Genomic DNA, 12,507 nt, shown 5'->3' with positions numbered 1-12,507 from the left:
GAAGCATCATAAATCTGGTCCCACAGTGATGTGTAAGCGGTATGAAGCATTGTCCTGACTGATGGATTTAGCCAGATCAAGCCTGATGGGACCAATGGGTGAAAACCACCTGATGCCAGCCCCCACTGATTGTTTGAAGTCCAACTCTTTAGAAAAAGCATCCCCAAAGTCGGTGAATACCGCAGCAGCCCACTGGGCAGCCAGTGGGTGTTCATATTCTACACTTCCTGTCAGCAGATGTTTGCCACCGATGGCATCACCCTGCTCATTACGGGGCGTGACTTGTTCATAATCAAATCCACGAATGCTCTGGTCACCACCCGCATAAAACCGGTAGCTGGTGGGTAATTGCTCAAAATCACTGGTTGCGGTGCTGCCCAGTTGCATTCGGTACAGTAAGCGGCCTGCCTCACCCAAACCATGTATGTATTTACCATTAAACGTGAACTGGGCAAAAGATGCATCAGACAACAAATCCGTGCTGGCCAACTTAAGTTCGGCCTGCATCCTGTATCCTCTGTACGGCCTGGAAACATCATCAGCCTGAGTCAATGACCAACTGGTACCCGGCACATAAAGCACGGTCTTGCCGCTGGCAACACCGGTATCAAATGACTCCTGAACCCAATCCAGAAAATTGATGTTTTGCCAATGATTATCACTGATTCTGGTCTCACTGATTCCCCACTTCCTGATTTCCCGACTGACTTGATCAGTCTCTTCATCCTTGTAGGCAAGGTGTAGCCCATACCATTGATTCGTCGGGTTTTGTTGAGCTGGAATTTTATATGACATGTTTAAATCAGATGCCAGTTCAGAACCTTGCAGGTTTAACTGATATTGATGCCCCATTTTATTGACCCGGTGGTTGTTATACTGAAATGAGGCTTTGGCACCGGCATCTGTGGAGAATCCAACGCCCGCAGAATAATCAAACTTGGCTGCAGGGCTGAGCATAACAACCAGATCCAAGGTTGCAGCAAAATGTTCATCCTGCCGGACATCAAACAATACCTGGTTGAAATATCCGCTTGAATTGAGTTTTTGTTGAACATCGTACAATTCGGACCTGGATATATACTGTCCACTTTCCAATGGCAACAGATGATTCAGTAAATCGTTGTCCAATACGGCAGGCTCTTCCTTGATGGTGATGTTCTTCAGGCGATACCTGATTCCGGTATTGAATGACAACTCAACGGCTGCCTGGTTGGTGTCAGCCTGCACACGAATTTGCTGAACCGTAAAACCGGCATCCTGATAGAACAATTCATCAGCCTGATTCAACCACTTCTTTTTCACTGCCTCATAAGCAGATTGAATCAATGGTTTACCCACCTGTAACTGATGATTTTTGGCGGCTTCCTGCCACCAAGGTAAGTCTGCACCTTCACCAGTGATCTCCAGGTTTAGCTGACTGATCAGCGTCACCTGACCCGGATCAATGGTCAAACGGATGGGTTGACAATCGCTTCCAAGCGGAGAATTAATGGTGGTATCGGGATTGAAGTAACCAAAAGGCTGCATGGCAAGACGGACCTGGTCCCTGACTGCCTGACGTTGTCGACTGTTGGGTGTTCTTATCGACTGACAGTCAAACCTTGATCCTTCCAGATACAGTCTGATGTTGCTTTGTTGTTGGTCATTGACGCCATTGATGTCCCAATTAATGACTGATTCACAATGTGCAACCATCTGCCAACTGAGAAGCCCAATAAACAAACCGGTTCTGAGCTGTAATAAACCCATCAAAAAGCTAAAACCAGCGGCTCTTCTTGAACCATATCAGCAACACAACTGTCAGGCCAACACTGAAAGCAATGACCCAGTTAAAAGCCTGTGGATCCTCTGTGCCGGGTAACCCGGCTACATTCATGCCAAACAACCCCGACAAGAATGTCAATGGCAGAAAAACCGCAGACACAATGGCCAAAATGTATAACCGGCTGTTCTGCTGATGACTGATGATGGCCATGTATTGCTCCTGGAGCATCATGCAGCGTTCGCGCATCAGATCAAGGTTTTCAATCAATTTCATGAACTGATCAGTTTGCACATACATTTGATCATAGAACTGTTCAGAAAACGCCTTGTTCTTGGTTCGGTATAATTTATCTATGGCTTCCTTCTGGGGCAACAGATAGCGCCGAATGCTGGCGGTTTGTCTTCTGATTTGACTCATCATGGGATTAAATTGTGACAGGTCAATGGACTCCAGCTGGTCTTCAATGTCATCCAGCCGTTCATCCAATTTGTCAACAAAATCGTCAGTCAGTTCTGCCAATTGCTCAATCAGCATCAGAATCAACTCTTCACCATTACCCGGTCCGGTTTTTTGTTCCAGTTTGGCCCGGATGTTGCGGATGGATTGACTGCCATGACTGGCACTGGTGATGACCACATCAGGCCCCATCCACAAGCGCACTGAAATCATGTCCTCAGGTTGTGCCGCCTCATTGAAATTGATGCCTCTGAGAGACAGCAACACTTCATGATCATTCAGGTGTGCACGTGGGCGGGTTTCCTGATTCAGCAAAGTCAGTTGGGCCAACTCTGACAGGCCTGGGTGGTTGGCGATCCATTTACTGGCCTTTCGGTCGGTGTACTTCACATGGTGCCACAACCAGGCAGGCTCTTCACCTTCATTGGCCAAGCCGCCTTTGCCATTGAGCTGTAAAGTGGATATTTTGGATTCTGTCATCACTGAGCTCCTGGTTGACGGAACAGTTGGTCTGCATTGGTGACGTTTAAGTGAACATCTCGTTGTGGGAACGAAACCACCACCCCATGCTCGTTAAACCGTTGTTCAATTTTAAACCGAACGTCGCTTCTGACCAGGCGCATTTCCCTTCCTGATTGCACAGATACCCAAAAAAAGGCATCAAAAACCAATGCACTGTCACCAAAATCTTCAAACACCACAACCGTTTGCGGATCTGCCTGAATCAATTCATGATCAGCCATCACTTCACTCAGTAAGCGCTTGACCAACGCCACATCACTGCCATAGGCCACCCCTACCCGTACTGATGTGCGGATGTACGGATCATGCAAGGTCCAGTTGATCAGCCTCGATTCCAATACCTGGCTGTTGGGCACCACAATATGTGCACCGTCATTGCGCTTGATCTGAGTCGACCGATTACCAATCTCGATCACCATACCCAGGTTTCCATCCATTTCAATGATGTCACCAATTCTGATTGGCCGTTCCGACATCAGAATCCAGCCACTGAGGAAATTTTCGATGATGTTTTTTGCCCCAAATCCAAAACCTATGGCCACTGCACCGGAAATAAAAGCAAAGGTGGCCAACGGGATCCCCAGATAGCTCAAAACCGATAAAACCACCATTATCAGCATGGTGAAGAACAATATGCGTTGAATGATTGCCTTGGTATCCTGACTGATTTTGGTTTTGCTGAGGATTTTACGCACGATCAGATACGCCAACAGGCGACTGGCATACCAGGCCACAAAGATAAAAACAATGGAATAAATGATTTGCAGCCAGCTGACTGTAACTTCATTGCCTAAAGTGAAGGCGGTTGTTTTCAGGGCTTCAATCATCTTGAATCAATGTATAAATGAATAATCATTATAGTTCTGGTCAATAGACACTGTTGGCATATTTTCGTTCACCGGCTTCAATGAATACCGGCAAACGATTTTGCCTGGGAGGCAAGGTGCAAGTTGAGTAAGCAGTGAAAGCACACGGAGGATTGTAAGCCTTGTTAAAATCAATCACCACCTCGCCTTGTTCATTGACTTTACCATCGGTATACACAAATCTGCCTGGGCCATAGGTGCTTCTGCCATTGGTGCGATCTGCAAAAATCATGTAATAGGCATTGTCGGAATCCAGGGCATCCAGACTGTAAGACTTACCAGCAATATTGAACTCCAGGCGTCCTGGTGAGAGCGAATCATTCAAGACCCCTAAAACATTGACAGTGGGAATAATTTTAGCCGGTTCATAAGGCACAAAACGGGCCACTATACGCAAATCAGGGTCGTAGGGAAAATAATCGAGTCCTTTGAAATCTATCCGTGTTGGTGCCCTGGCATCTTTGATGCGAAAAGCCATTTTGTCGCGTTCGACCACATAAAACAAAAAACTGCCAATGGTGAATTCGGTGGTGACCTGTTCACTGGTATCAGCAAACACATCAATGGTATCTGCCAGTGGTTCGCCGTTGGCCATGATGCCACTGTCAGCAACGGGCACAAAACGCATGCTGCTGTCTGCTGACAACTGCAAATTACCTAAATAATCAGGACCGTGGGATAAGACGATGTCATTATCAGCCGCTGCTCCTATTCGGTTGTCACCGGTGTACAGCCATTCCAAACCGACCAGACTCAACCAACCGTGAGGCTGTGTTAACCGTTCAAGCCGTCCGTCTTTCCAATCCAGGTATTCCTGTGGCTGTGCCTGGGTATTGATGCTGGTTGTCAGCAAGAACGAAGTAATTAACAAACGTATCATGGGATTCCTTGGTGTTGTGTTAAATCCACATGATAAGGCCTCAGCAGTTAAATTCCAGTCAATTATCCAGCCAGTGGTGATTTAACGGTGCATGATCTGAAAACAATGATGTATACCGGAGCCCTGAAAGTCGGGATCAAAACTCGTTTTCGTGATATTTTCAACTTTATATTTATCTTTAATATCAGCATCTAAAGAAAATTTCTTAAAGTTATTTGAGAAATACATTCTGCCGTTATCAGACAATATATTCATGCATTTATTGATCAATTGACTGTGGTCTTTTTGTACCTCCCAATCTTCATCACGTGAATGGGAATTAGAAAAAGTCGGGGGATCTGCTATGATCAGGTCAAATGGGTCGCCCTGATAACCATCAAGAAAACGCAGTACATCCTGACGAATAAACCGATGTTCCGGTTGCCGCAAACCATTGAGTGCAAAGTTCTCTTCAGCCCACTTAAGGTAGGTATTAGAAGTATCCACACTATGTACTGCAGCGGCATCACCACAGGCCGCTGCCACAGAAATAGCACCGGTGTAACAAAACAGATTAAGCACCCGTTTGCCTCTGGCTTCAGACTCAACCCGGTTACGCAACCATCGATGATCAAGAAACAGTCCGGTGTCCAGGTATTGCTCAAGATCAACCAGGTATTTTCGCTGATGTTCCTGAATCACAAAACGATCTTCTTGTTCATTGAGTTTATTGTATTGCTGGTTGCTGCGTTGCTTTTGCCGGGTTTTTAAATGCAGTTTCTCTGCTTTTGGCTGAATCACAGACTGTACTGCCAGTAAGACTTGATTGAGGTGGTTTTGCGCTGCTTTGTCAGCAATGGTTTTGGGTGCCTGGTACTCCTGTATGTGAACATGATTTTGATAACAATCGATGGCCACTGCATATTCGGGTATATCTGCATCATATAAACGGTAGGCTTCAATGGCATGGTCATTGATCCAACGTTGTAGTCCTTGCTGATTTTTTTTCAGCCTGTTGGCCAGCATTTGTGCCGCTGCAGGCAACGCAAACAATTGCCCCTCAGGCACTTGAAGTTGTTGGGATTTATTGATGTCAAATAAACGCAATTGAATGGGGATGTTGCCATTGAGCAAGGCATAAGACCCACTGCCACGATAACCCAGCAACCAGGCCTTGGCTTCGTCAGGACACAAAATCGCTGCTCGCCCATCTTTGACTTTGCTGTGCAACCAATCCCTCAATTGTATCCAGCTGGACAGGTAGTTCTTTTGTAGCCTGACTCCATAAGGCGGATTACAGACAATGAGGTTGTTGCGTGGCGGAATCCTGAATTTATCCAGGGTTTGATATTGAAAAGTGATGCGCTTATTGTGAGGCAAATGAGCCAGGTTGTCATTGGCCTGCTTGACTGATGCTTTGTGGTGATCAACGCCAATTAACTGCCCTCTGAATTGCTGCATGCCAGCCTCAGCCCGCGCTTCTGCATTGAGCACCAACTGACTCCATTGCTGGGCATGAAACCCTTGCCAGGAGAATAATGCATGGCTTTTAAGCTGTTGGTTGGGGGCCATATCACAAGCCATTTGCCAGCCCTCAGTTAACAGTGTGCCCGATCCACACATAGGATCAATCAGGTTATGGTTTTGAGCAGCTGCCGCTGACCAGCCAGCCCTGATTAAAATCGCTGCTGCGAGGTTTTCCTTCAAAGGCGCCAGGGTATTGGTGCCTCGGTAACCCCTTTGGTGAAGGCTGTGACCAGTCAAATCCTGAAACACATCCAGCTGTTTATACTTCAGCCGGCAATAAACGCTTAAATGGCCATCGTTTTTTACCACTTTGGGTCGCCAGCCATATGTCTCATTGAGCTGATCACAAATGGCATCCTTGACCACCTGTGAAGAAAAGTGAGTGTTTTTCAATGCCTGATTGGTGCCTGAAAAACGGATGGCCAGGGTTTTGGGGGAGTCCAGACACAACGCATTCCAGTCAACCGAAGACACCGCTTTATACAGGTCATTCTTATCTGCACACGGTGCGGTATCGAGTTTCAAATAAACCCGGTTGGCCAATCGTGTCCACATGATGATGGTCATCAAAGCGTGGGCGTCGGCAGTGATGTTGACTCCAGCCAGACCTTCTGCCGCTTCTGTGGCCCCCAATTCAAGCAGTTCATCTTTCAACAGCAATTCGAGGTGTTTGGGGCAGGAAACAAAAGCTTGGTATGTGGTCATATCAATCCTGGTGAATGTGAACCTGAATGGTTTCAGCCATGTCTGAGGCTTTCTTTCTGGCGGCATTCAATGACCTGGCTGTGGCCAGACACACCCCTAACCGCCTTTTACCGTTGATTTCCGGCTTACCAAACAGACGAACCTGTGTTCCACGCTGAGTCAATGCTTCACCCACTTTGCTGAAGGTTGGATGATGTCCGGTACCATGAGCCACGATCACATGTGATGCAGAAGGCCCGTTGTGCTCTATGGTTGGAATGGGCAAACCAAGAATCGCCCGGACATGCAAGGCAAATTGACTCAGGTCCTGTGAAATCATGGTCACCATTCCGGTGTCATGAGGTCTGGGTGATACTTCAGAAAAAATCACTTCATCACCCCGAACAAACAGTTCAACTCCGAACAAGCCATAACCACCCAAAGCATCTGTGACTTTTTTGGCAATTTCTTTGGCTTTTGCCATCGACACATCTGTCATCGGCTGAGGCTGCCAGGACTCCTGATAATCTCCATCTTCCTGGCGATGACCAATGGGTTCGCAAAATGATGTGCCATCGCAGTGCCTGATGGTTAATAAAGTGATTTCATAATCAAATTTCACGAAACCCTCGACAATAACCCGCCCGGCTCCGGTTCTGCCTCCACTTTGTGAATAATCCCAGGCTTTTTGAATATCGTTTTCGGCATGAATGGTTGACTGTCCTTTGCCTGATGAGCTCATCACTGGTTTTACCACACAAGGCATACCCACCCGGTCTACAGCCTTGCAAAAGGCGTCATAATCTTCAACAAACTCATAGGCACTGGTGAGCACTTCCAACTCTTCAGCGGCCAGTCGCCTGATACCTTCTCGATCCATGGTCAACCTGGCTGCCAGGGCGGTTGGCACCACCCGCACCCCTTCTGATTCCAATTTGAGCAGTTCTTCAGTCGCAATGGCCTCAATCTCAGGCACCACCAGATCAGGTTGATGTTGTTCAATGACCGACCTCAACGCCTGCGGGTCTGTCATGTCGATGACCGCTGACTCATCAGCGACCTGCATGGCTGGGGCCTGCGCATAACGGTCAACAGCGACCACATGAACGCCTAATCGCTGCGCCTCTATGACCACTTCTTTACCTAATTCACCAGCACCCAGAAGTAAAATTTTAACGGGCTGTGTGCGGGCAGAATGAAACAATGATTCCATGTATTTATATTAGTGCTTGAACGAATCGGCATTATAACAGTTTGCTGTTCTGGCCGATAGACAAGAGCACTCCCATGACTTGCCTTCTGCAAAAAAAACCGATCAGTGACCTGACAAACTGGTAAAAAAACAAATGGCAAGTTATCATGTTGTGCTTTGAAATTCCAACGTGAGCAAGACATGAATAAAATCTTTGTTTTAGCAGCCATGATGCTGACCAGCTTCTCTTTGATGGCACAAAATACCCTGGTTAAAATGAGTACTTCTGAGGGCGACATCTACCTCAAACTGTATAATGACAAAGCACCTTTGACTGTGGAAAACTTCCTCAGTTATGTCAATGAAGATTTTTACAATGGCACGGTTTTTCATCGGGTCATCAGCACCTTTATGATACAAGGCGGAGGCTTTACTGAAGACCTTGAACGAAAACCCACCAAAGCCCCCATTCAAAACGAAGCCAACAACGGCCTGAAAAACCTGCGTGGCACCATCTCCATGGCCAGATTACCGGACCCACATTCTGCCACTGCTCAATTTTTCATCAATGTTCAGGACAATGCAGCATTGAACTTCACAGGTGAGCAAAACACCCAAACCTGGGGATATGCTGTATTTGGCGAAGTCGTGAAAGGCATGGATGTTGTGGATGAAATCAGGTTCAAACCAACCGCAGGGCGTATGCCATTCCGACAAGATGTACCGATGCAAAATGTGGTGATCAAGTCTGTGGAAGTGATTGAACAATTACCACAGGCTGGTGCCACAGAATAAACCATGACCACCTTGTTCATTTCTGATTTGCATCTGTGCGATCAGCAACCACAGACAACAAGGTCATTCATTCAGTTTTGTCATACCCAGGCCCGTCATGCACGGGCCTTATATATTCTGGGTGACTTTTTTGAATACTGGCTGGGTGATGATGCGCTTGATAAAACCGCGCAGCTGGCTCAACAAGCCCTGTGCGGGCTTCGGGAAAACGACGTTGAGCTGTATTTCATGGCGGGAAACCGTGATTTCCTGCTGGGTGAAACTTTTGCCGACTCTTGTGGCATGAAATTATTGCAAGAACCACATGTCATTGAATTACAAGGAGAACCTGTGTTACTGGTTCATGGTGATGCCGAATGCACTGATGATCTGGCATACCAGCAGATCAGGCAGCAGTTTCGTGATCCTCAGTGGCAAAATCATTTCCTCAGTTTAAGCATCGAACAACGCATAGAATTTGCCCAAAAAGCCCGCCAGGCCAGCCAACAACACACGCAGTCAAGCGAACAAACCATCATGGATGTTAATCAACAGGCGATTGATGATTTGTTTGATCACCACCAGGTCAAAACCCTGATACATGGTCATACCCACCGTCCTGCCATTCATGCCAACAACGGCCGGCGCCGCATTGTGCTGGGTGACTGGCACCACCAATCCAGTTTCCTTAAAGTTGATGACAAGGGGTTTGCTTTGTTCAGCCAATAATACAGTTGTCACCAGACCCATCACTCAACACTTGTGATGATTGGGTTTCAAGGCTTTTCATGATAAAATCCATCCCCTGATAATTAACAGAGATTGAGAATGACCGTATTTAATCATTTACTTCAGTTGAGAAGTGCACAAGGATCCGTATTAACCCATGGATTGAGTGACGAAGTGATCCAGGATTTCATCGCTTCAGATGAGCAATTGGTGACCGCCATTGAACTGGCGATGAAAGAATTTCAGCAGGTAAAGAGCCTTTATCCTGAGTTGATTGATATGGATGAAGAAGCACAGTTAAGTTTCATCCACAAAGATTTCATCAACTTTTATGCCGCTGATGCCGTAAACCCTTACGTGGCACTGGCTGGCAAAGGCCCGTGGGTTATCACCCTCAAAGGAGCCGTGTTACATGACAGTGGCGGATACGGCATGTTGGGTGCTGGTCATGCTGCTGACCATGTTTTGCAAACCATGGCCAAACCTCATGTGATGGCCAACATCATGACACCTAGCTACTACCAGAGACAGTTGTCTGACCTGCTGAAAAAAGAAATTGGTGTGGCCCATGAGGTATGTCCATTTGAAAAATTCATCTGCATGAACTCAGGTTCTGAAGCCGTCACTGTGGCCTCCAGAATCTCCGATGTCAATGCCAAGAGACAAACTGGCATCAATGGTGAAAATTATGGCAAAACCATCAAAATCATGGCCTTGGAAGGTGCTTTTCACGGCCGCACAGATCGCCCTGCCCAATACTCAGACTCCTCTCTGAAATCCTACAAAAAGAACCTGGCATCATTTCAGGGTCGAAATAACCTGATCACGATACCCATCAATGACGTTGATGCACTGAAACAAGCTTTTGATGATGCTGCCAACAACAATGAGTTCATTGAATCCTTCTTTATGGAACCTGTCATGGGTGAAGGCAACCCAGGTATGGCCGTGACTCCGGAGTTTTATCTGGCTGCCAGAGAATTGACCGAAGCTCATGGTACGTTGTTCCTGGTGGACTCAATCCAGGCTGGTCTGCGTGCCCAGGGTTGTTTGTCGATTTGCGATTACCCGGGATTTGAAAACCTGCCGGCACCTGATATGGAAACCTATTCAAAAGCCCTGAATGCAGGTCATTACCCACTGTCGGTACTGGCCCTGAACAAAAAAGCTGCCAGCATGTACGTGGTTGGGATCTATGGCAACACCATGACAGCCAATCCAAAAGCCTTGGATGTGGCCTACAATGTCTTGACTCAGTTGACGGCTGAAACCAGAGAAAACATCCGCGAAAAAGGCAAACTTTTTGTCAGCAAACTGAAGCAACTGGCAGAAAAAATGAATGGGGAAATCACCAATGTGCAAGGTACTGGCCTGCTGTTTTCATGCGAGTTGGACCCACAATACAAAGCCTACGGCAAAAACAGCATCGAAGAATACCTGCGTTATCACGGTCTGGGAGTGATTCATGGTGGTGAAAATTCATTGCGTTTCACCCCTCATTTCAACATCACCGAAAAAGAAGTTGATTTGATCGTCAACGGTGTTGAACAGGCTTTGATCAATGGACCAAAAGCCAATTCGCTGGATAAAGCCAGCTGAAGACAATCCGATTCAGTTAATAATGAAAGCCACTGCAGGCCAGTGGCTTTCTTATAAGGAGTTACAAACCTATGCAAACCCATGCAATTAAAGCCTTGTTGAATGACACCGTCGGCGTAGACACTGCCGTTGAGATCAAAGGCTGGATTCGAACCACCCGTCACTCCAAAGGCGGTTTTTCATTTCTGGTGGTACATGATGGTTCCTGTTTCGATGGCATCCAGGTCGTGGCCAACAATGAACTGGATAATTACGATGACATGCTCAAATTATTTACCGGGTGTTCGGTGATTGTGCAGGGTAAACTCGTTGAATCCGGTGGAAAAGGTCAAAAATTTGAGATTCATGCTGACCAGGTTGAAGTGGTCGGCTGGGTTGAGAACCCGGATACTTATCCGGTTCAGCCTAAACGCCATACCATGGAATTTTTGCGTGAAGTGGCCCACCTCAGACCCCGTACCAACACCTTCAGCGCCATGTTGCGGGTCCGCAACACGATGGCTCAAGCCGTGCATCAATACTTCAACCAAAATGGTTATTTCTGGTTGCATACCCCCATCATCACAGCCAGTGACTGTGAAGGCGCCGGCGATTTGTTCAGGGTTTCTACGCTGGACCTGATGAACCTGCCCAAGGACGACAAAGGAAAAGTTGATTTTTCCAAGGACTTTTTTGGAAAAGAAGCCTACCTGACGGTATCCGGGCAATTGAATGCAGAAACATACGCCTGTGCGCTGAGCAAGGTCTACACTTTCGGACCTACCTTCCGCGCCGAGAATTCACACACCCAAAGGCATTTAGCTGAGTTCTGGATGATTGAACCAGAAGTGGCATTTGCTGATTTGAATGATGCCGCTCAATTGGGTGAAGATTTTCTCAAATTTGTCATCAAACAAGTTTTGGATAACAACATGGATGACATGACCTTTTTCAATGGTTTTGTGGATAAGACAGCCATTGCCAGATTGGAAACACTCAGTGATGATCACTTTGAACGGGTTGATTATGCAGACGCTCTGGAGATTCTGAAAAAATCAGGCAAAACATTTGAATACCCGGTTGAATGGGGGCTGGATTTGCAAACAGAACATGAGCGATTCCTCACAGAAGAGCATTTCAAAAAACCCATTGTGGTAATGAATTACCCGGAAGAAATCAAGCCATTCTATATGCGCATGAATGACGATGGTAAGACCGTCGCTGCAATGGATGTCCTGGTTCCAGGGATTGGTGAAATCATGGGTGGTGCTCAGCGTGAAGAACGATTGGATTATCTGCTAAAACGCATGGAACAGCATCAGCTCAACCCTGACGAGTATAGCTGGTATACTGATCTGAGGCGTTATGGAACGGTGCCACATGCCGGCTTCGGTGCAGGCTTTGAACGCTTGGTGAGTTATGTGACTGGATTGTCAAATGTCAGAGACGTGATCCCATTTCCGAGAACACCTGGATCTGCGCGTTTTTAACAGACTTTGAACTGATCAGAAAAAAGGCAGCTCACGCTGCCTTTTTTACAGGTCTGGGTTTATTA

10 protein-coding genes are annotated in these 12,507 nt (G+C 46.8%); 4 read left to right on the top strand and 6 right to left on the bottom strand.

The window, feature by feature from the left end:
* Positions 1 to 6: 6 nt before the first annotated feature.
* The 6 genes from B0475_RS13100 to purT form a co-directional block, all read right to left on the bottom strand.
* Complete coding sequence (locus B0475_RS13100) at positions 7 to 1,695, bottom strand: autotransporter assembly complex protein TamA (RefSeq protein ID WP_198538271.1); 1,689 nt, start codon at positions 1,693 to 1,695, stop codon at positions 7 to 9.
* Between the two features lie 61 nt (positions 1,696 to 1,756).
* Positions 1,757 to 2,701, bottom strand: coding sequence for a zinc transporter ZntB (locus B0475_RS13095; RefSeq protein WP_077412316.1), 945 nt, complete (start codon positions 2,699 to 2,701; stop codon positions 1,757 to 1,759).
* Positions 2,701 to 3,570, bottom strand: a complete 870-nt coding sequence (locus tag B0475_RS13090) for a mechanosensitive ion channel family protein (protein WP_077412315.1) — start codon at positions 3,568 to 3,570, stop codon at positions 2,701 to 2,703. The genes B0475_RS13095 and B0475_RS13090 overlap by 1 nt, the downstream gene beginning before the upstream one ends.
* Before the next feature lie 40 nt (positions 3,571 to 3,610).
* Complete coding sequence (locus B0475_RS13085) at positions 3,611 to 4,489, bottom strand: DUF1684 domain-containing protein (protein WP_077412314.1); 879 nt, start codon at positions 4,487 to 4,489, stop codon at positions 3,611 to 3,613.
* 81 nt (positions 4,490 to 4,570) lie between these two features.
* A complete protein-coding gene (rlmKL, locus tag B0475_RS13080; RefSeq protein ID WP_157892943.1) occupies positions 4,571 to 6,700 on the bottom strand; it encodes a bifunctional 23S rRNA (guanine(2069)-N(7))-methyltransferase RlmK/23S rRNA (guanine(2445)-N(2))-methyltransferase RlmL in 2,130 nt (709 codons plus the stop codon).
* Position 6,701: 1 nt separating this feature from the next.
* A complete protein-coding gene (gene purT, locus B0475_RS13075) occupies positions 6,702 to 7,892 on the bottom strand; it encodes a formate-dependent phosphoribosylglycinamide formyltransferase (RefSeq protein ID WP_077412312.1) in 1,191 nt (396 codons plus the stop codon).
* Positions 7,893 to 8,072: 180 nt separating this feature from the next.
* Here purT and B0475_RS13070 point away from each other — a divergent pair, with 180 nt between their 5' ends.
* The 4 genes from B0475_RS13070 (at position 8,073) to asnS (ending at position 12,442) form a co-directional block, all read left to right on the top strand.
* Complete coding sequence (locus B0475_RS13070) at positions 8,073 to 8,666, top strand: peptidylprolyl isomerase (RefSeq protein WP_109862398.1); 594 nt, start codon at positions 8,073 to 8,075, stop codon at positions 8,664 to 8,666.
* Positions 8,667 to 8,669: 3 nt separating this feature from the next.
* Positions 8,670 to 9,374: a UDP-2,3-diacylglucosamine diphosphatase gene (locus tag B0475_RS13065; protein WP_077412311.1), complete on the top strand. Its 705-nt coding sequence runs from the start codon at positions 8,670 to 8,672 to the stop codon at positions 9,372 to 9,374.
* Between the two features lie 99 nt (positions 9,375 to 9,473).
* Positions 9,474 to 10,973: an aminotransferase class III-fold pyridoxal phosphate-dependent enzyme gene (locus B0475_RS13060; protein WP_077412310.1), complete on the top strand. Its 1,500-nt coding sequence runs from the start codon at positions 9,474 to 9,476 to the stop codon at positions 10,971 to 10,973.
* A gap of 71 nt (positions 10,974 to 11,044) precedes the next feature.
* A complete protein-coding gene (asnS, locus tag B0475_RS13055) occupies positions 11,045 to 12,442 on the top strand; it encodes an asparagine--tRNA ligase (protein WP_077412309.1) in 1,398 nt (465 codons plus the stop codon).
* The last annotated feature ends 65 nt before the right edge of the window (positions 12,443 to 12,507 follow it).

The sequence above is a fragment of the Marinicella sediminis genome, assembly GCF_002000055.1.
Classification (GTDB): Bacteria; Pseudomonadota; Gammaproteobacteria; order Xanthomonadales; family Marinicellaceae; genus Marinicella; species Marinicella sediminis.
This window is presented reverse-complemented; position numbering and strand designations above follow the sequence as displayed.